Below are 19,181 nucleotides of genomic sequence, written 5' to 3'. Positions count from 1 at the left end.
GGACTGGGGGTCGGCGAGGGCTGGGCCGTCGTAGTACTGGGATTCGCCGTAGTGCCAGAACCAGTCCTCGCCGGGCTCGAAGCTGCGGACGATCGGGTGGCCGGTCTCGGTGAAGTGGGCCGAGGCGTGCTGGGCCGGCGACGAGTCGCAGCAGCCGATGTGACCGCACTCGGCGCAGCGGCGGAGGTGGAACCACCAGCCGTCGTTGCTCAGACACTCCGCACACCCGGTACCGCTCGGCGGAACCGCGCTGTCGATCCCAGAACTCTCCGTCATACCGGACATCTTTGCCTGCCGATGGCCCCCGAACAAGCAGGCCCCCAAAGGTGGGTCGGCCCGTGGTCAAAGATGCGGCCCGGTGAGGATTACTCGGGCCAGGGGGAGTGCTGGATGATCTCGACGAAGTCGGTAGGCGTGAAGTCGGGGGCGAAGTGGCGGAGGACGTCGGACTTGACGTTGCCGAAGGTGGTGGCGGGGCGGTCGACGAGGCCTTCGGTGAAGGCGGCAAGGATCTGGGGTTTGAAGTTGGGGCGAGGGTGGGCGGCTATTACGGCGGAGCGTTGGTCGGCGGGGAGGAGGTCGTAGCCGAGGCCCAGTACGTCGTACTCGACGCCGCGGGTGACGAGGGCGATCTCGGGGGCCATGTGGAGGGGGATCTCGGGTGTGGTGTGCAGGGCGATGGCGGTCCAGACGCGGTCGGCGTCGAGGGTGGGGATGCCGTGCGACTCCAAGAAGCGGCGGGCCTGGTCGGCGCCGTCGATTTCGAAGCGTTGGTCGGTACGGCGGTAGCGCTCGGTGAGACCGAGGTCGTGGAAGAGGGCGCCGACGTAGAGGAGTTCGGGGTCGAAGGTCAGGCCGTCGGCGAGACCGCGGAGGGCGCCGAACAGGTAGACGCGGCGGGAGTGGTGGTAGACGAGTGGTGTTGCGGCGTCCCGGACCAGGGCGGTGGCTTCGCGGGCCAGAGTGCTGTCGGGGATCTTGATGCCGGCGATCTCTTCGGTCATCGGGCTGCCTTTCCAAAGTGGTGAGGTCTCCAGATTGGCGGCAGCGGCTACGCTGAGGCCATGTCCAAAATGCCGGGTTCACCACAGATTCGGACATCGCGCGCCGCCCTGATCGTGTACGACGACGTGACGCTGCTCGATGTGAGTGGTCCACTCGAGGTGTTCCACCAGGCGAATCGGGCCGCGAAGCGTTACGAGACGATCCTGGTCTCGCCGACGGGTGGCAACGTGACGACCTCGGCCGGGCTGACGCTGGCCGGGACGGTCAAACCGGCCGACGTCGGGAAGGTCGACACGGTGCTGATCGCGGGGGCCGATCACCTCGCCGAGCGCGTGCCGGACGACGTACGGGCGACCGCTGCAGCCCTCGCCCAAGATGCTGAGCGCGTCGCGTCGGTCTGCACCGGCGCGTTCGTGCTGGCGGCAATTGGGGTTCTGGACGGCCGGAGGGCGACCACACATTGGCGGCATGCAAGCACGCTGGCGAGCAAGCATCCCAAGATCCACGTCGAGCCCGATGCGCTCCACATCACCGATGGCCGGTACGTTACCTCAGCCGGCATCAGTGCGGGTATCGACCTGACGCTCGCCCTGGTCGAGGCCGATCACGGCTCGGCCGTCGCGCGGGAGGTGGCGCGTGAGTTGGTCGTCTTCATGCAGCGGCCCGGCGGGCAGTCGCAGTTCTCGACGGCCATCGCGACCCCGCCGGCGAAGAGCGATCCGCTCCGGATCGTGACCGCCGCGGTTGTGGCTGACCCAGGCGCTGATCACAGTCTCCCCACGCTCGCGAAGCAAGTCTCGCTCAGCCCCCGGCATCTGACTCGCCTCTTCCAGTCCGAGTTGCAGACCACACCCGGTCGCTGGATCGAGCGCGTCCGGCTGGACCGGGCGCAGCAGCTGATCCTGGACGGCCACAGCATCACTGCAGCCGCGCGGCACAGCGGGCTCGGCAGCGACGAGACCCTCAGACGCGCGTTCGCGAGACATCTCAGTACGACGCCATCGGAGTACAAGCGGCGGTTTACAGCGGCGGCCAATTAATACGAACAGAGTCGAATGGTCTACCCCGGTTTCTGGACCATTTCTGTTGTGCCCGTAGATCGTTGACGGTATGCCGCCCCTCCGTCATCTCGTCATCGCCGCCCTGGTGGCCGCCGTGGCGCTCGCTCCGAACGCCCAAGCCGGTACGCCGCCGGCCCAGCAGCAGGTCGCACCCGGGATCGACTACTGGACCGAACCGTCGAGCACCAGCATCTTCCGGGATACCTTGCCCAGCAAGGAATCCGGCCGCTCGATCGCGCTCGATGCGGCCTCCAACGAGGAGGAGAGCGCGCAGATCGTGCTGCGCTCGGCCGCGGGGTTCACGGTCGACGGTGTGACGTTCTCGGCACTCACCAACGGTGCCCGATCCCTGGCAGCCGCCAACCTGTCGTACACGTTCGTCGACTACAAGAACCTGAACCGGAACACCGGTTTCGGCAGTCAGCCGATGTATCCGCCGGTCCGTAAGGCGCCGGGTGCCTTCCCGGATCCGCTGTCCAACGCCCGGACCTGGACCGTCGCGCCCCGCACCACACAGTCGATCTGGGTGACCGCCGCCGTACCGAAGGGCACTGCCGCAGGTGTCTACGCCGGTACGGCGACAGTTGCCACCAGCAAGGGGGCTGTCGAGGTGCCGGTCTCCGTCGACGTCCGGGCGGTGACGCTGCCGGACCCGAAGGACCAGACGTTCGAAACCACGCTGTGGAACGTGTTTTTCGGTGAGATCTCGTGGGCGCCGAACGGGCAGACGATGGAGGAGACGTACAAGTACCCGCGGTACAGCCCGCAGTACTGGGATCTGCTGGACAAGGTCGCCACTCAGATGAAGCGGCACCGGACGAACACGCTCACGCTGCCGCTGGTGAACCTCCTGGTCGACGGCAACACCACCGTGACGAACAACAGCAACGCCACCGGTGTCTACACCTTCGACTGGAGCCGGATCGACGAGATCATCCAGTTCATGCTGGACCGCGGGGTGGTGAAGCGGCTGGAGGGTTTCTGGGTCTCCGCCGACACTTACAACTGGGGCCGCCCGCAGGACGGCGTCCGGGAGGTCGAGATCATCGACGGCACCGGCGGCAAGGGTAAGCGCAACTACGTGAACTGGAACACGGCGAAGGCGAACAACTTCATCGACCAGTTCATCCCCCAGCTCAAGCAGCACCTGGACGCGAAGGGCTGGACCGAGAACCTGAAGTACTGGATGCACGTCGGTGACGAGCCGGTCGGTGCCCAGGAAGAGGCGGCGTACCGCGGGATCGCGCAGCGGATGCGATCGCACTGGCCGGACGTCCGGATCGGTGATGCCGCGTTCCACGAACCGACCGCGGCGAACCTGTCGTCGACCATGTCCGTGATGGTCCCGAACCTGCTCAACTACGACCAGAACCGGGCGACGTACGACAATTTGCGGGCCCAGGGCAAGGATCTGTACTTCTACAACTGCAACATCCCGGTGGGGAACTACCTCAACCGTTTCATCGACCAACCGCAGTTCAACCAACGACTGACCCCTTGGTACGCGTACTCGCGCGGTGCCAACGGCTATCTGCACTATTCGATGAACGGCTGGCTGGCCAACCTCGACGAGACCGAGTCGAAGGGTGACCACTACATCGTCTGGCCGGATGTCGCGAACAACACCATCCAGTCGTCGATCCGGTACGAATCGCTGCGCGACGGGATCGAGGACTACGAGGTGCTGAACATCCTCGGCGCGTCGAATCCCAAGCTGGCAAGGGATCTGGCGACGGCCTTGACCGAGCGGGCGGACAAGTACAGTCCGGACACCGGATACCAGGCGCGGATCCGGCGGCTGGCGCTGGACGCCGCCGCGGGCAAGCCGATCGCTCCGGATCTGGCGCGGAACACGACTGCCACCGCGTCGAGCGCGACGGCAGATCACGAGGCTGCGAAGGCGGTCGACGGCGACAACGCGACCAGCTGGCAGCCAAATGGAACCGGTGCGCAGTGGTTGCAGGTCGACTTTGGGCGGCAGGTTCAGCTGGACGGGCTTCAGCTGAACTGGGCCGGCGTTGCTGCTGGCAACTACACGGTCAAGGTCTCGTACGACGGTGCCCGCTGGAGTACGGCGTACGAGGGTGGTGGTGGTGCTTTCGCCGGGATCAACGGGAAGGCCCGCTTCGTCCGGGTCGAGTTCGGCAGCGGTGTGTCCGGGCTGAGCAGTCTGGAAGTCGCCGGGAGCCCGCTGGCGAAGCAGAACCTGCTCGGCGGCCGCAACTACTCGGTGAGCCCGACCCCGAACAACAAGCCGGACAGCGGATTCGAGTCGACCGACGGCGTCCTGGCGGACGCGCACGACGATGGCCGGACCTACGGGTTCGGGGCCGGTCAAGGGACCGCGACCATCCAGTTCGACCTGGGGTCGGCCCAGACCATCGACGAGGTCCGGCTGCATGCGTACGAGGAGTACCCGGCGTACCGGCCGGACCGGGTGACCATCGCGACGAGCACCGACAACGTGACCTGGAAGCAGCAGGGTTTCCTGCCGGGGACGCCGAACGATCAGTCGAAGATCTGGTACCAGTTCGACTCCCCACCGACCACCGCGCGCTATATCCGGGTGACCCTGCAGAAGACGTTCACCGCTGATGCCTCGGTGATGCTGGTCGATGAGATCGAGGCGTACGGCGCCACCGGCCCGGCCAATCTCGCCGCAGGGGCGACGTACACGAAGAGTGCGCCGCCGCACGCCAACTACCCCGACTCCGGCAACAAGGAGTCGACCGATGGCGTGATCGCCGGGCACCACGAGGACACCTTCAACTACGGCTACACCTTCGGGGTCGGTACGACGGGGAGTGCGAAGGTGACCGTGGATCTGGGGTCGGTGAAGCCGATCGGGCGGATCGAGGTGCACGACAATTTCGACGGCGTCACGAAGTACTCGCCGGACACCGTCCGGATCTCGGTCGGCAACAGCCCCGATGCGTTGACGCCGCTCGCCTCGACGGGAGTCTCGTCGGCGCAGTGGTTCCGGTTCCCGGTGCAGACCACCGCGCGGTACGTGCAGGTCGAGTACGAGAAGTACTCGCAGGGCGTCGCGGCGGACTGGATCTTCGTGGACGAGATCGCCGTCTATTGACCTCGGGATCCCGGTTGGCGGGTCACGACACATAACCAGTGAGAACCCCCGGTGGGGGACGATCTGGAGGTGGTGGCGTGACGATCGCGCTGGCTGGGAGACCCGAGGGGTTGCCGACGACGATGAGCGACGCAGAGCTTTGGCGGCGGTCGGTCGAGGGGGAGTCCGAGGCGTTCGGGGCCCTGTTCGACCGGCATGCCAAGGCGGTCTACAACTTTCTGTTCCGGCGGACGGCCTCGTGGAGTGATGCCGAGGACCTGACGTCGTTGGTATTCCTGCAGGCGTGGCGGCGGCGGGCTGAGGTGGTGCTGGTGCACGACTCGGCCCTGCCGTGGTTGCTCCGGACGGCCGATTACGTGCTGCGGAACGAGTGGCGTAAACAGCATTTCCGGCGGCTCACGCTGCTTCGGCAGCAACAGGCCGACGTACCGGATCATGCCGAGGGGGTTGCTTCCCGGATCGATGACGAGCGGGAGGCCAAGCGGTTGCGCGCGTTGCTGCGCAAGCTGCCGCGGCACGAGCGCGAGATCGTCGAGCTCTGTTTCTGGTCGGGGCTCGATGCCCAGTCGGCGGCGGTTGCCCTCGACATCCCGCTCGGCACCGTGAAGTCCCGGATGTCGCGCGCCCGCAAACGTCTTCGCGACCTGAGCGTCGCTGTCAGCACTGTGGAGGACCTGTCATGAGAGAGCTGCTCAACCGCCGTACCGACCAGCCGCTCCCGCCCGGGGTGCACGACAAGCTCCGCACCGAGCTCCTCGACGCGATCGAGGAGAACCAGCCCCGGCAGGCCCGGCGCGTGCTGGTCCCAGTCGCCGCCGCAGCCGCGGTCCTCGCAGTAGCAGCCGGCCTGGCCGTCGCCGTACCGGCTCTCAAGAAGGACAACCCCGGTACGCCGGTCGCCGGCGGAGGCGAGTTGGTCGTGCGGGACTTGTCGGCGGCTGACACGGCCACACTGCAGGCGCAGTGCCAGGCCGAAGCCGACCGGCTCACGGTCAAGCAGTTGCCGCAGCCGTTCCGCTCGTACAAGGCGGTCCGGGCGTTCGAGTTCGTGAACGTGAACGACCCGAAGGTCGTGAAGACCTGGCTGATCGCCAAGGGAAAGCCCGACACCTGGCAGGACGGCGTGCCGCCGATCGTCGAGGAGAAGCAGGGCTACTGGTTGTGCAGCCGGACCGCCGGTGGCGCGATCAGCGAGTCGAGCCTCCGGCACCCGGTGGTCGGCGAAGTCTCGGAAGAGGTCCGCAGCATCGCCCGCAACGCCGGCACCTTCGCCGGAACGGTGACTCGGGTGACCGTCCAGCCGAAGGGGCTGCCGGAGCGCGACGCGTACCTGTTCAACGGGTTCTGGTTCGCACCGACCGTCGGCCGCGTCGGCTGGGGGCCGCACTACGACGATGACGATCCGAACCGGTGGGACTTCGTCTACCGGGCTTACGATGCGCGCGGCCGGAAGATCTACGACAGCGCCAAGCCGACAGAGCCGAACTGCACAGCGCAGATGTGGGTCCTGGGGAAGGACGGCAAGAAGCGCCCGGCGAATCCGGATGCGAAGCCGAATCCGCCGTACTGCCTGACGTACAAGTGGCCTAGCCGCTGAAACGCACGCCCTGGCCGGGGCGGAGCTGGGCGCAACCGGCCAGGGACGCCGCCGACACATAGGCGATCACCGGGTAGCCGCCGGTGACGGGGTGATCGGCGAGGAAGACGACGGGAAGGCCCGAAGGCGGGATCTGGATGGCGCCGAGGGCCATCCCTTCGCTGGACAGTTCGCCGTCGCGGGCGCGTTCCAGCGGGATGCCGTCGAGGCGGACGCCGACCCGATTGCTGTTGCTGCTCACGGCATAGGTCTGGCTGAGGAGCGACGCCCAACCCGCGTCGGTGAACCAGTCGCGGCGCGGGCCCGGGGTGATCTGGACGCGCAGAGTGTCGGCCGCGGGGTCCGCAACTGGGGCGAGGTCGACTCCCGGCATCGGTCCGCACAGGCGGCCGACCGGCAGCGTCGTACCGGCCTCCAACGGCGCCGGGCCGAGACCGGAGAGCAGGTCGGTCGAGCGCGAGCCCAGCACCGCCGGTACGTCGATGCCGCCGCGAACCGCGAGGTAGGTCCGCAACCCGGATCGCGGCAGACCGAATCGCAGCACCTCGCCGGCGCGCAGAAGAGTCGGCGCATTCAGCGGCACGCCGGAACATGGGGCGCCGGTCACTGCGATCGTCAGGTCGGTGTCGGCGTGCAGGACAAGCCCGCCGAAGGTGATCTCCAAAGCCGCCGCACCGGGCTGATTTCCAACCAACCGGTTGGCTAGCCCGTACGACGCTGCGTCGCAGGCGCCCGAGGTCGGAACGCCAAGGGCGGCCTGCCCGGCTCGTCCCGCGTCCTGGATCGTTGCCAACGGCCCCGTTTCGAGCACGGTGATCATGATGCCTCGATGAAGCGCACTCGACGGCCAGGGTGGAAGAGGGCGGCCGGATCACGCTGCTGGTCGAAGATCTGCAGGTCGGTGCGCCCGATCAACTGCCAACCACCGGGCGACTCCCGCGGGTAGACGCCGCTGAACTCACCGGCCAGGCCGACTGCTCCTACCGGAACCTTGGTGCGCGGTGACGAACGACGCGGGATGTTCCAGTCCGCCGTACCGGTCAGGTAGCCGAAGCCGGGAGCGAACCCGCAGAACGCGACCGTCCACTGCTCAGACGTATGGCGTTCGACGACATCAGCCGGGCTGCACCCGAGCAACGAAGCGACGTCGGCCAGATCGGCGCCGTCGTAGATAACCGGCACCTCCAATAGGTCGCCCGCACTCTGGGCCGTGGTCAGAGGCTGCACGCTCATTAAATGGCGCCGCAACTCGTCCAGACTGCCTGCAGTCGTGACGAGCACCGTCCGCGCCGCTGGGACGACGTCGACGGCATGCGGAGCGGGGTCGGCGAGCAGGGCGGTGTAGTAGCCGAGCACCTCGTCGAGGCCGTCGAGCTCGACCAGCAGCGCGCGGTCGCCCGCCGGAAGGATCTGCATCAGCGGCCGAACGGGCTCAGCGTGACGCCGGCGTCCTCCAGGGCGGCGCGCACTCGGCGGGCGATCCCGACCGCGCCCGGAGTGTCGCCGTGCACGCAGATCGAGGCGGCGTCGACGGTCAGCTCACCACCCGCGCTGTCGATGATCGGCCGGCCGGTTGCCATCGCCGTACAGCGGGCTGCGATCTCGTCGGCCTCGTGCAGCACCGATCCGGCTTCGCGGCGGGACACGAGCGTGCCCTCGGGTGTGTAGGCGCGGTCGGCGAAGGCCTCGTGGACCACGGTGAGACCGGCCTCGACGGCGAGGCGGAGCCAGGCTGAGCCGGGGAGGCCGAGCACGGGGAGTGTGCGGTCGTAGTCGGCGACCGCGGCGACGACTGCGGCGGCCTGCGCCTCGTGGTGGCCGATCGTGTTGTAGAGCGCGCCGTGGGGCTTCACATAGCGGACGCGATCCCCAGCGATCCGCGCGAACGCGTCGAGCGAGCCGATCTGGTAGATCACCTCATCGCGCAGCACATCCGGCTCGATGTCCACGAACCGGCGGCCGAAGCCGGCCTTGTCGGCGTACCCGACGTGGGCGCCGACGGCGACGCCGCGCTCGACCGCCTGGGCGGTCACCCGGCGCATGATCGAGGGATCGCCGGCGTGGAAACCGCACGCCACGTTCGCGCTGGTCACGACGTCGAGCAGCGCGCTGTCGTCGCCCATCGACCAGGAGCCGAATCCCTCACCGAGGTCCGCGTTGAGATCCATACCGCATTCTAGGAATTGTTCAACAATCCTGCAAGAGGATGGTTCTACTTTCCCTGGTGACCTGTGGTGCGCGATGATGCGGCCATGACAACGGGTGAGGCCGCCGACAATCGCCAGGCGTGGTTGCGAACGGTCGCCGCGGATGTGGCGCGCCTGGACCGCAGCAGCTCGGCCGAGCGGGCTGCCGACATCCTGCGCCGCAGCATCACCGAAGGCGCGCTGCCACCCGGCGCCCAGCTCTCCGAGGTCGAGCTGACCGAGGTTCTGGAGGTCAGCCGGAACACCTTGCGCGAGGCCTTCCGGCTGCTCACCCACGAGGGTCTGCTCATCTACAAGCTGCACCGCGGCGTCTTCGTCCCGGAGCTCGACGAAGCCGACGTGGTCGACCTCTACCGGCTGCGCCGCGTGCTCGAGGTGGACGTCGTCCGCGGGCTCGCGGACCGGGAGCCGGAGCTGCCCGCAGCCCGGCTCGAACCACTGCAGGACGACGTCGAGGCGGCCGAGGCCGCTGCCCTCGCGGACCGCTGGCCAGCCGTCGGTACGGCGAACATGCGCTTCCATCAGCATCTGATCGGGCTGGCCGACAGCGCCCGGATGGACGCGATGACCGGCCGCCTGCTCGCCGAGCTGCGACTCCTCTTCCACGTGATCGCGGCCCCGAGGGAACTGCACGAGCCCTACATTGCTCGGAACCGAGCACTTTTCGAGCTTCTCGAGGCCCGCCGGTACGACGAGGCGGCGGCGAACCTGAATCAGTACCTGCTCGAATCCGAGGTTGCGATCCTGGCGGCGTTCCGCGCGCGATAAGGGCTTGCGCACGCCCCGCGTGACCTGAGTTGATGAGGGTATGAGTGACGACCAGACACCCAAGTCCTACCGCCCCATCGACGCCAAGGGGTTCCGCGAATCCATTGCGAAGGGCTGGGGTGCAGTCGACCGCTCAGTCACTGTGCCGGCCGGGCTGGCCGAGGCAGCCGCCGAGCACCGGCGCAAGCTCGCGGCCGCGTTGCCTGGCCGCCGGATCGCGCTGGGTGCGGGCCACGCTCCAGTGCGCTCCAACGACACCGACTACGACTTTCGCGCCGACAGCGACTTCGTCTGGCTGACCGGCTGCCAGGCTGAGGGCGCCGTATTGGTGCTCTCGGGTGATGGTGACGCGACGCTTTACCTGCGCGAGACCGCTGGGCCGGATGAGGCCGACTTCTTCGCGAACGCGCGGGACGGTGAGCTGTGGATCGGCCCGGTCCCCGGCCTGAAGGACTGGTCCGATGCGCTGCAGATCGCGTGCCGCCCGCTGGAGGAGCTGCCGTCCGCGGTGCGTGGCGCGGTTCCGTTCATGCTGTCGGTGCCCGGCGTCGATCCGATGCTCGACGCGCTGGTACGGACTTCGCCGTACGACGGTAATGCGCTGCGGCAGTCGATCGCGGAGCTGCGCCGGATCAAGGACGACTGGGAGCTCGACCAGCTGCGCGAGGCGGTCGCGGCCAGCGTGATCGCGTTCGAGGACGTGGCCCGCGAGCTGCCGGAGGCGATCCGCGGCGGCGGCGAGCGTTGGCTGCAAGGCACTTTCGACCGGCGCGCCCGGACGGCCGGTAATGGCGTCGGCTACGCCTCGATCGTTGCTGCAGGCAAGCATGCGCCGGTGCTGCACTGGGTGCGCAATGACGGTGCGGTCAACGAGGGCGACGTGATCCTGCTCGACGCAGGCGTCGAGACCCGCACGCTCTACACCGCTGACGTGACGCGAACGTTCCCGGCCACGGGTGAGTACACCGCGGCTCAGCGGCAGGTTCACGACCTCGTGCACAAGGCGCAGCTCGCGGCACTTGGTGCAGTGAAGGCAGGAGCGCCGTACCGGGCTTTTCAGCACGCAGCGATGGTTGTGCTGGCCGAGGGCCTGCGGGACTGGGGTTTGCTCACTGCGTCGGTCGACGAACTGCTCGGGCCGGACGGGCAGCAGCACCGCCGGTTCATCGTCTGCGGGACCGGGCACTACATCGGTCTCGACGTCCACGACTGCGACGCGGCCCGCCCGGAGACGTATTTCGCCGGTGAGATCGAGGCCGGTATGGCGCTCGCTGTCGAACCCGGCCTGTACTTCCATCCGAACGACGAGACCGTGCCGCCGGAGTTGCGCGGGATCGGCATCCGGATCGAGGACAACGTCGTCGTGCACTCGGATCGGCTCGAGATCCTCACCGAGGCGCTGCCGATCGACACCGACGGCCTCGAGCAGTGGACCCGCAGACACCTCAACCGACAGTAATCAACCGACTACTCAAAATTATTGGTCACGTGCAGTAACACATTCCGGCGCCCGCACGATGTAGTCGTCGGGGAGGGTCGAACTCGGCCCGGCGCGTAACGGTGGGGGGCCTCGGTTACGCGCCGGCCGGATTCGAAGTCCCGGATCAGGGGAGATCCACCGGGGGAGTGGCCATGAATCTGCGAGTGAGGGTCGTCCACTACGGCCAAGCGCACTGGTATGCCGACATCGACGATGCCGATGACCCGGTCGTTGACGACCCGTTCTGGTACGTCGACCACTGCCGCACCCAGACGCAGGCTCTGAATGCCGCCTGTGTCGAGCTGGCCGCCCTCACGAGCCGCGTCCGCCGCGGCGACCACCTGTACCGAGTCCTCGAGGTCACCGGCGTAGCGGTGTGACCGCTAGCGTCCGAAAGACCCGCGGGCCTGGTACTACCAAGCACAGTCGGCGAGTCTTCGGACGTTGGAATAGTCCTGGCTCGAGACCTGTGAGGGGTTCGGTTCGTGCAGTGGCGTGTCGGCTGCACGAACGACTGCAGGTGGTCGTCCGATCCCGGCGCCCTGTGCTCGGCTCAGGCGTGCGGTCGGGTGTGCGGCGATGGCTACGTGCAGTCCTTCGTGCGGCGCCCTGACGTCTCCGAGGCGGGCGTGCCGCGGCATACCTCCTGTTCTCAGTGCGTTCCCGGACGGGTGGCAGGCGAGACGGGCGTGGATGCAGGGATCGGCATGCCCGCCTCGCCGGTCTAGTGGATCCAGATCGCACCGGCGTCGTACTCGACACACTCGACGTGCTCGCAACGCCAGTCGTCCGAATCGTCGAGCCATGCGACGGCGTCACGTCCGTGGACGACGAGTAGATCGTCCAGCGACCCCCAGAGGGTGGTCGCGGGTGGCTGCCCCGGCCAATGCAGGGCAACCCGCCCGCTCGACCACAAGGTGCCCTCAGCAACAATGCCGTCGGCGTCGGAGCGGGTGCCTCGGCGGATGAGCCAGAACCGTCGAGGTGCCATGCGCTCTGAATCGAGTTCGTCGCTCATGACGGCTCCGTTGATTCCCAGGGTGACTCATTTTGACTCACCTGAATCAGAGTGACGGCGCCGGGGGGTGTTGTCAAGCGGCCGCGAGGGGGCTCTTGTCGGGCTTGCGGTTGACTGACTGGGGAGTGGGTGCCATGGTGGGGATTGACTCATTTCGAATCAGTGGAGGCGATATGCGACTCATCCATCGTGCGGGTTCGTGCGACAACGGTCCCTGCCCCAATGTGTTCGACACCGACGACGGAGATCTGGTCGCCATCCAGGGGGCTGAACTCCTCGATCCCAACGCCCTGGCGCAACTCAGTCAGATGCCGGCACACGAGACCGTCGTGCTGGTGCCGCGTGCGTTGCTGATCGAGTACGCGAGGAAAGTTCAGACCGAGGTCGCCGGGTGAACTTCGAGGAATTCGACGCGTACTTCGATCGGTTCACGCAGGATGTCTTCCGGCTTGAGAACCTGCAGCATTACGCGATCTCTGCGGAGGACGAACGCGTGCGAGCGTTCCGGGAGGGCACTGCACGGCCGGAACGTTCGGTGCGCACGGAGCCCTGGCTGGCGCGGATCGCCGCCACGGCAGTCGCGGGCAAGAACTGGGAACGCGTTCACGTCGTCGATCATCCGTTGTCCGAGTATCTGCGATACGAGCTTGTCGGGTATGTCGAGTCGCAGGCGGCCGGGGAGCAGATCGGCATCGCGGATCGGGCGGCGGATGCGTCGCTGTCGACGCTCGGCGAGGACTTCTGGTTGTTCGACAGCGAGTCGCCGGACGCGTACGCCGTACTGATGCACTATGACGAGGCCGGTCATTTTGTCGGCTTCGACCACACCGTGGATCCCGGTGTTCTGGACCGATGCCGCGAGCAGCGTGACATCGTACGGCGGCATTCGGTCGGCTTGAACACCTATCTGGCAGCACGGAAGGCAGACGTCGTACCCGAGTGAGTGATGACAACCAGACCCCGCGAACTCCGAGGCAACGCCTCGGTGCGGAACTGCGACGACTGCGTACGCTGGCCGGCCTGAGCGGGCGCGAAGTTGCCCGCCGTACGGAGCTGAGCCAAGCTCGGGTCAGCCGGATCGAGCGCGGGAATGCGCTGGCCTCGGTTCCTGAGCTGACTCGATGGCTGGAGCAGACCGGCGCCGTCGATCGACTCGAACAGTTCATTGCTGCTACCGAGGCGGCGCTGAACGACGCCGACAACTGGCATGAGTTCATGCGGGCCGACACTTTTGCGGACATGCAGGACGCTGTCCGGCAGCGGGAGGCTGTCGCGAGAACTCAGCGGTCGTTCTTGTCGGCGTTGGTGCCTGGCTTGCTGCAGACTGCCGAGTACGCGCGACTGGTCTTCATCGCCTCCGATCTGACCGGCGAGCAGGACTACGCAGCGGCGGTTCAGCGACGGATCGATCGGCAGCAGCTCCTGTACGAGCAGGGGCATTCGTTCGAGTTCATTCTCACCGAGGCGGCGTTGCGCTGGCGTCCCGGGCCGAGGCAGGTGCAGATCGCTCAGCTTGATCGGATCGCCAGCCTCGCCACACTCAGCAACGTCTCCATCGGTCTACTCCCGCTGGATGTCGAGACACAAGCGATTCCTTGGCACGGATTCACGCTGAACGAAGACGTTGATGACGAACAGCCCTACGTTCAGGTCGAGACGATCCATGCCTACCTGACCATCAGTCGGCCCGACGACGTCGAGCTGTATCGCCGGCAGTTCGCCGTACTGCGAAAGGCGGCGCGTACCGGACAGCAGTTCTCCGACTTCCTCAACAACCTTCGGAGTGACCTGCTGTCCGGCGACTGACTCCTAGCCGGTTGGCGGGACGGCGGCACACGTCGTACCGCGCTTGGGGACCTTGCGGTCGATCAGGTAGCGGTCGATGGTCTGCTGCATGCATTCGCTCTTGCTGTAGCTGCCGTGGCCCCAGCCTTCGTAGGTGAGCAGGACGCCGTCGCGGCCCAGTTGACGTTGGACGTTCTGGGCCATCGCGTACGCCGTTGCCGGGTCGTGCCGGGCGTTCGCCAGCAGGATCGGTGTCCGCAGGTGCTTCACGTCCAGGCGGTGTTGGGGGTTGTTGGCCTTCGGTAGGCCCAGGCAGGCCGAGATAGCCATCAGCTGACCGGGATACGGCATGTCCGGGTTGGCGCGGGCGAGGTGCTTCAGGAGCGCGTCGTACTCGCGGTAAGTGCCGATGCGAAGGCTCCAGTCTTGGCAGAACGGAGCGAAGGTGTAGGAGACGAGTTCGCCGGTCGGAGGCGGCGGGGTCGGGATGACGCCTCGCTGCAGGGTCGTCGCCAACGCGTTCCACTGCGGGCCGTAGAGCATGCGGAACACCACGAACGAGGCGTTGAACTTGTTGCCCGACCGCGCCAGTACGTCGGCCCAGCGCGCCCGAACGTCTTGGCCGTGCAGGGCGCAGGTCGTCGTCCGGTCGCACCAGTTGACGAACTCGTCGAACGAGTCCTGGATCGACGCGGCCTGCGGATCGAGGAACTGGCGTGGTGTCGCGAGACTGTGGTCGAGCACGCTCTCCAGCACCATGGCGCGCACCCGATGCGGGTAGGTCTCCGCGTACTGCGCTCCGAGCGGCGTGCCGTACGAGCCGCCGTGGAAGGTGATCTGGGCTGCGCCGAGTGCGCGGCGGATCGCATCGACGTCCCGCACGGTCTGCCAGGTGTCAACGTGGTCGTACAGCGGACCGGTGTGCCGGCGGCAGTCGTCGGCGAGACGGCGGTTGTAGTCGGCCAGTGCGCCGAACTCGGCCTGGTTGCGAACGAGCGGTGACGGCATCGCGGCGTACAGGCTGGTTGTGCACTTGACCGGGTTGCTGCGGGCGATCCCGCGCGGGTCGAAGCTGACGATGTCGAAGCGGTCCTGGAGTTCCGGGCTGAAGCGGGCGATCCCGGTCTTGATCCGGTCGACGCCGGAGTCGCCCGGTCCGCCGGGGCCGAAGATCAGCACACCCGTGCTGTGTTTTCCGGTCCGGCGGGCGATCTCGAGGCCGAAGGTCGGTCCGTTCGGGCTCCGCCAGTCGACGGGGAGTTGAAGTGTCGCGCACTCCGAACCCTTGATCACCTCAGGTTTCTCGTTGCCTTCGAGCTTGCAATCAGTCCATTGGACGGCGGCCGAGGCCGGGAGGACGGCCAGGCTTGATGCGGTAACCGTGAGGACCACACCCCACGCGAGCGATCGGAGTCTCATCTGGCCGATCCTTCGGCAACCGCTTGCTGGCCCGCATCGGGGACAATCCCCTAGACCACCCCGGTCCGGCCTTGAGGGACTTGTTAGGGTCGGCGCGATGACACACTCACGGTGGTTCCGCGCGGTGGCGATCGCTGAGGCGATCTCGTGGACCGGTCTGCTGATCGGGATGCTGTTCAAGTACGTGCTGTCCGACAACGAGGCCGGTGTGAAGGTCTTCGGGCCGATCCACGGTGGCATCTTCGTCGTGTACGTCGTCACCGTGCTGGTCGTGCGGAAACCGCTGCGCTGGTCGTGGCCGGTCACCCTGGCTGCACTGGCCGCGAGTATTCCGCCGCTGTTCACCTGGTTCTTCGAGATCTGGGCGGCGCGCACGGGCCGGATTGACGCCACCCCGAAGGCCGCCGTACCGTCCTCGACGGAAGCTAATTCAACAGCCGCATGAACCCGTGCGGGAGAGACTCAGGCTGCGTTTGACCTGGGCGCCGTAGGAGCAACTCTCCCCAAGAATCTCTCAGGCACCTTCACCGTACGGGCGAGGCATCTCTGAAGGGCATCAGCCCAACAGAGCGGGGAGGACACCACTCTCGGTCAACGTCGACCGGAAGGGACCTCCGCATCATGGCGATCAGTGTCTTCGACCTGTTCAGTATCGGGATCGGCCCGTCGAGCTCACACACCGTGGGACCGATGCGCGCCGCCCGCACGTTCGTGCTCGGCCTCCAGGAGGCCGGTCTGCTGACCGCGACCGTCCGGGTCGAGTCGCAGTTGTTCGGCTCGCTCGGTGCGACCGGGCACGGCCACGGCAGCAACAAGGCGGTGCTGCTCGGCCTCGAGGGTGAAGACCCCGAGACCGTCGCCACGCACTCCGTCGACGCCCGCGTCGAGACGATCCGCGAGCGCGGCCGGCTGCTGCTGGCGGGCGTCCACGAGATCGCGTACGACGACAATTCCGACCTGGTCATGCACCGGCGGAAGGCCCTGCCGTATCACCCGAACGGAATGTCCTTCCTCGCTCGCGGGGCCGATGGCGAGGTGCTGCGGGAGCGCACCTACTACTCGGTCGGCGGCGGTTTCGTGGTCGACGAGAACGCGGCGGCCGGCGACCGGATCGTTCCGGACAGCACGGTGCTCAAGTATCCGTTCCTGAGTGGCGCCGCGTTGCTCGACCGCTGCCGGGAGTCGGGGCTGTCGATCAGCGAGGTGATGCTCGCGAACGAGCAGGCCTGGCGGTCCGAGGAAGAGATCCACAGCGGCCTGCTGAAGATCTGGAAAGTCATGCAGGACTGCGTGCAGGAGGGCTGCGAGACCACGGGCGTGCTGCCCGGCGGTCTGAAAGTGCCGCGGCGTGCGCACGCGCTGCACCGCAAGCTCACCGGCGATCCGTGGTCGGTGGATCCGCTGAAGGTGATGGACTGGGTCAACCTGTTCGCCCTCGCGGTCAACGAGCAGAACGCGTCCGGTGGCCGGATTGTCACTGCGCCGACGAATGGTGCGGCCGGCATCATTCCCGCCGTACTGCATTATTACCGGCGGTTCATCCCCGGTGCCAACGACGACGGTTGCGTTCGGTTCCTGCTGGTGGCGGCGGCGATCGGCGTTCTGTACAAGGAGAATGCGTCGATCTCCGGGGCCGAGGTCGGATGCCAGGGTGAGGTCGGCTCGGCCTGCTCGATGGCTGCGGCCGGTCTGTGCGAGCTGCTCGGCGGCACGCCGGAGCAGGTGGAGAACGCGGCCGAGATCGCGATGGAGCACAACCTCGGGCTCACTTGTGACCCGGTCGGCGGGCTGGTGCAGATTCCTTGTATCGAGCGGAACGCGATGGCCGCGGTGAAGGCGATCAACGCGGCCCGGATGGCGATGCACGGCGACGGCGTCCACGTTGTGACGCTGGACAAGGTAATCAAAACTATGCGTGAAACCGGCGCAGACATGAAGGTCAAGTACAAGGAAACTTCCCGTGGCGGCCTGGCTGTGAACGTGATCGAATGCTGACGTGCAAGCACCGCTCACTGACACGCACCTGCTGACCTTCGACGGCACAGTCCTCGAACTCTTCGGGTTCACCGACGTCCACCGCTACCACATCTGGCAGCGTCCGACCTTCGAGTTCACCGAAGGCCGGATGCCCCGGATGATCATCCGGCTCGCCGGCGGTGGAAAGCATTCGCTGCTCTACGACCGCGACCGCCTGGAAGGCCTGCAGGCGGTCGCTGCCGAGGTCGTCCGCCGGGTGGATGAGGCATGAGCTGGTTCGCGTACTGGTGGGTGGTGCCGGGTGGGCTCGCCGTACTGGGTTATCTGCTCGCCTTCGCCAGGCTGACCCCGTCGCAGCGCGCCGAGTGGGTCGATGCGCGGATCGTCGACCTTGAGTCACCGGACCACCGCGCCAGCAAGGAGAACGGCATCCCAGTCACCGTGGCGTTCCGTGACCCGCGCTCCGGCCAGGAGTTCACCCTCCCGAACACCGACGGCAAACACGGCTTCCCGGTCCGCGCGGCCTGGGTCGGCCGGGAGCTGGTCGTGCACTATCCCAAGGGTCACCCGGAGAAGTTCAAGATCGCTCTGGACGGCGAGGCCGAAAGCGACGGCCGGAGTTTCCCGACGTTCATGACGGCCCTCCTGCTGCTCGGCCTGGTCATCCACGCGATCGTTGCCTGGGGCCACGAATGGGCCTTCCTCGGCTTCGGCGCCCTGCTGTTCCTGGTCGGCCTGTTCAGTCGCGACCTCCGCGGCGCCCGGCTCCGCGGACGGCAGCTGGCCGACGCCATCGCCGTACCGGCCCATGTCGTCGCGGTCACCACCGACGTCTACCAAGACGGCGAAGGCAGCGACATCATCAACCACGCCCCGGTGATCGCCTTCACCACCACCGACGGCCGCGCGGCCCTCGTCCAGCCCCTCGACAACTTCCCCAACCCAGGCAAGTCCCTGGGCATGAAATTCACCCTCCACTACGCCGCGAGCGACCCCACCGTCTACACCCACAACCTCGACTTCGACCGCAAAGACCGCCGCAACACCACCCGCTACACCACCTGGCCCCTAGCCCTCGGCCTAGCCGCCATGGCAACCGGCGCCGTACTGCTCAAGCTCTGACCCTTCAGTTGGGAAGCCGGACCGCCCCACCCTTTGAGCACCCCTCAGTCACCAAACGCCCCGCGAAACGCCTGAACCGTGCTCAAGGCGCGCGCCGCGGGTTCGCGCGGCGACCGGCTGGCTGGACTTGGGGTGCATGAACATCGGCGGGGTTGGGGAGCGCTACCCACCTGAATCGGCAGGTAGCGCTCCCCAACCTCCCGCGGCGGATCCCGGAGCCACCCACGAGATTCGGGCCTAGAGTTGGCGGGTGCCGATGAAGCGAACGAGTGTGTACGCCGAAGCTGCGGATCTGGCGGTGATCACGGAGGCCGCGCGAAAGCGTGGCGTTCCGGCGGCGGAGCTCCTGCGCGAGGGAATTCGCCTGGCTGCGATGGCCAACCGGGTCTGGGACGAGCCCCTCGACTGGCCAACCTTCGATATCTCGCCCGTCAGCGGCAGCGCGGGGGAGCGCTAGCGGCTGCAGGTGGTGCGGGGGCTGGGTGTTGTCGCGGTGGTCGCATTGCCGTGGGGCATGCGCTAGGCGACTACCTGCAGTTGCTCGTGTCGGCTCAGGCGTTCGTGGTTTCGAGGATGGTGCGGGCTACCAGGTCGGGGGCGTCGTTCATGGGGACGTGGCCGCAGTTGAGGAGGGGGACGCTGCGGGCTTTGGGG

At 67.1% G+C, this 19,181-nt stretch carries 22 protein-coding genes and 1 riboswitch; of the genes, 15 read left to right on the top strand and 7 right to left on the bottom strand.

Annotation, left to right across the window (positions count from 1 at the left end; translation table 11 throughout):
- The coding region (locus E1263_RS35495; protein WP_132175548.1) for a UBP-type zinc finger domain-containing protein at window positions 1-276 on the bottom strand (276 nt) is incomplete at its 3' end.
- An 89-nt stretch (window positions 277-365) separates the two neighbouring features.
- Window positions 366-1,004 (bottom strand): HD domain-containing protein, encoded by a 639-nt coding sequence (locus E1263_RS35490; RefSeq protein WP_132175546.1) that lies wholly within the window; start codon window positions 1,002-1,004, stop codon window positions 366-368.
- 60 nt (window positions 1,005-1,064) lie between these two features.
- Here E1263_RS35490 and E1263_RS35485 point away from each other — a divergent pair, with 60 nt between their 5' ends.
- The 4 genes from E1263_RS35485 to E1263_RS35470 all read left to right on the top strand — a co-directional run bounded on the left by E1263_RS35485 (window position 1,065) and on the right by E1263_RS35470 (window position 6,751).
- Window positions 1,065-2,045, top strand: coding sequence for a GlxA family transcriptional regulator (locus tag E1263_RS35485; protein ID WP_238161849.1), 981 nt, complete (start codon window positions 1,065-1,067; stop codon window positions 2,043-2,045).
- Between the two features lie 70 nt (window positions 2,046-2,115).
- The gene (locus E1263_RS35480; RefSeq protein WP_132175544.1) at window positions 2,116-5,154 is read left to right on the top strand and encodes a glycoside hydrolase domain-containing protein; all 3,039 of its coding nucleotides are present in this window, start codon (window positions 2,116-2,118) and stop codon (window positions 5,152-5,154) included.
- Window positions 5,155-5,231: 77 nt separating this feature from the next.
- Window positions 5,232-5,837: an RNA polymerase sigma factor gene (locus E1263_RS35475; protein ID WP_238161848.1), complete on the top strand. Its 606-nt coding sequence runs from the start codon at window positions 5,232-5,234 to the stop codon at window positions 5,835-5,837.
- Window positions 5,834-6,751, top strand: coding sequence for a hypothetical protein (locus E1263_RS35470; protein ID WP_132175542.1), 918 nt, complete (start codon window positions 5,834-5,836; stop codon window positions 6,749-6,751). Before E1263_RS35475 ends, E1263_RS35470 begins: the two co-directional genes overlap by 4 nt.
- Here the strand turns inward: E1263_RS35470 and E1263_RS35465 are convergent.
- Genes E1263_RS35465 through E1263_RS35455 form a run of 3 tightly spaced genes read right to left on the bottom strand, consistent with a single transcriptional unit; the run spans window position 6,741 to window position 8,919 of the window.
- Window positions 6,741-7,571 carry a 5-oxoprolinase subunit C family protein gene (locus tag E1263_RS35465; RefSeq protein ID WP_132175540.1) on the bottom strand — a complete coding sequence of 277 codons (831 nt, stop codon included), beginning with the start codon at window positions 7,569-7,571 and terminating at the stop codon, window positions 6,741-6,743. The two genes, E1263_RS35470 and E1263_RS35465, sit on opposite strands and share 11 nt — an antisense overlap.
- Window positions 7,568-8,167, bottom strand: a complete 600-nt coding sequence (locus E1263_RS35460) for a 5-oxoprolinase subunit B family protein (protein ID WP_132175538.1) — start codon at window positions 8,165-8,167, stop codon at window positions 7,568-7,570. Before E1263_RS35460 ends, E1263_RS35465 begins: the two co-directional genes overlap by 4 nt.
- Window positions 8,167-8,919: a LamB/YcsF family protein gene (locus E1263_RS35455; RefSeq protein ID WP_132175536.1), complete on the bottom strand. Its 753-nt coding sequence runs from the start codon at window positions 8,917-8,919 to the stop codon at window positions 8,167-8,169. Before E1263_RS35455 ends, E1263_RS35460 begins: the two co-directional genes overlap by 1 nt.
- 84 nt (window positions 8,920-9,003) lie before the next feature.
- Between E1263_RS35455 and E1263_RS35450 the strand changes: the two genes are divergently transcribed.
- The 3 genes from E1263_RS35450 to E1263_RS35440 all read left to right on the top strand — a co-directional run bounded on the left by E1263_RS35450 (window position 9,004) and on the right by E1263_RS35440 (window position 11,586).
- The gene (locus E1263_RS35450; RefSeq protein ID WP_132175534.1) at window positions 9,004-9,726 is read left to right on the top strand and encodes a GntR family transcriptional regulator; all 723 of its coding nucleotides are present in this window, start codon (window positions 9,004-9,006) and stop codon (window positions 9,724-9,726) included.
- A 40-nt stretch (window positions 9,727-9,766) separates the two neighbouring features.
- The gene (locus tag E1263_RS35445) at window positions 9,767-11,185 is read left to right on the top strand and encodes an aminopeptidase P family protein (protein WP_132175532.1); all 1,419 of its coding nucleotides are present in this window, start codon (window positions 9,767-9,769) and stop codon (window positions 11,183-11,185) included.
- 173 nt (window positions 11,186-11,358) lie between these two features.
- Window positions 11,359-11,586: a hypothetical protein gene (locus E1263_RS35440; RefSeq protein WP_132175530.1), complete on the top strand. Its 228-nt coding sequence runs from the start codon at window positions 11,359-11,361 to the stop codon at window positions 11,584-11,586.
- A gap of 344 nt (window positions 11,587-11,930) precedes the next feature.
- On the opposite strand, the gene E1263_RS35435 is transcribed toward E1263_RS35440, so the two are convergent.
- Entirely contained in the window at window positions 11,931-12,224 is a 294-nt protein-coding gene (locus E1263_RS35435; protein WP_132175528.1) for a hypothetical protein, read from the bottom strand.
- Between the two features lie 173 nt (window positions 12,225-12,397).
- Here E1263_RS35435 and E1263_RS35430 point away from each other — a divergent pair, with 173 nt between their 5' ends.
- From E1263_RS35430 to E1263_RS35420, 3 genes are read left to right on the top strand one after another with little or no spacing between them, the layout of a single operon-like run.
- The gene (locus tag E1263_RS35430; protein WP_132175526.1) at window positions 12,398-12,619 is read left to right on the top strand and encodes a hypothetical protein; all 222 of its coding nucleotides are present in this window, start codon (window positions 12,398-12,400) and stop codon (window positions 12,617-12,619) included.
- Entirely contained in the window at window positions 12,616-13,167 is a 552-nt protein-coding gene (locus tag E1263_RS35425) for a DUF6879 family protein (protein ID WP_132175524.1), read from the top strand. Before E1263_RS35430 ends, E1263_RS35425 begins: the two co-directional genes overlap by 4 nt.
- On the top strand, window positions 13,164-14,030 hold the full coding sequence (locus E1263_RS35420; RefSeq protein ID WP_132175522.1) for a helix-turn-helix domain-containing protein: 867 nt from the start codon (window positions 13,164-13,166) through the stop codon (window positions 14,028-14,030). Before E1263_RS35425 ends, E1263_RS35420 begins: the two co-directional genes overlap by 4 nt.
- Before the next feature lie 3 nt (window positions 14,031-14,033).
- Here the strand turns inward: E1263_RS35420 and E1263_RS35415 are convergent, their stop codons facing one another.
- Window positions 14,034-15,428, bottom strand: a complete 1,395-nt coding sequence (locus tag E1263_RS35415; protein WP_132175520.1) for an alpha/beta hydrolase — start codon at window positions 15,426-15,428, stop codon at window positions 14,034-14,036.
- Window positions 15,429-15,525: 97 nt separating this feature from the next.
- On the opposite strand from E1263_RS35415, the gene E1263_RS35410 reads away from it, so the two are divergent.
- The 5 genes from E1263_RS35410 (at window position 15,526) to E1263_RS35390 (ending at window position 18,984) form a co-directional block, all read left to right on the top strand.
- A complete protein-coding gene (locus E1263_RS35410; RefSeq protein WP_132175518.1) occupies window positions 15,526-15,873 on the top strand; it encodes a DUF3817 domain-containing protein in 348 nt (115 codons plus the stop codon).
- Window positions 15,871-15,968, top strand: a riboswitch (glycine riboswitch). (Overlaps the previous gene by 3 nt.)
- Before the next feature lie 81 nt (window positions 15,969-16,049).
- Window positions 16,050-17,423, top strand: a complete 1,374-nt coding sequence (locus E1263_RS35405; RefSeq protein ID WP_132175516.1) for an L-serine ammonia-lyase — start codon at window positions 16,050-16,052, stop codon at window positions 17,421-17,423.
- Between the two features lies 1 nt (window position 17,424).
- Window positions 17,425-17,676, top strand: a complete 252-nt coding sequence (locus E1263_RS35400) for a hypothetical protein (RefSeq protein ID WP_132175514.1) — start codon at window positions 17,425-17,427, stop codon at window positions 17,674-17,676.
- On the top strand, window positions 17,673-18,527 hold the full coding sequence (locus tag E1263_RS35395) for a DUF3592 domain-containing protein (protein WP_132175512.1): 855 nt from the start codon (window positions 17,673-17,675) through the stop codon (window positions 18,525-18,527). Before E1263_RS35400 ends, E1263_RS35395 begins: the two co-directional genes overlap by 4 nt.
- Before the next feature lie 256 nt (window positions 18,528-18,783).
- Window positions 18,784-18,984 (top strand): ribbon-helix-helix domain-containing protein, encoded by a 201-nt coding sequence (locus tag E1263_RS35390; protein ID WP_238161851.1) that lies wholly within the window; start codon window positions 18,784-18,786, stop codon window positions 18,982-18,984.
- Window positions 18,985-19,181: the final 197 nt, after the last annotated feature.

The sequence above is a fragment of the Kribbella antibiotica genome, from assembly GCF_004349055.1.
Lineage (GTDB): Bacteria > Actinomycetota > Actinomycetes > Propionibacteriales > Kribbellaceae > Kribbella > Kribbella antibiotica.
The sequence above is the reverse complement of the archived record's forward strand: the minus strand, read 5'-3'. Positions and strand labels throughout refer to the sequence as shown.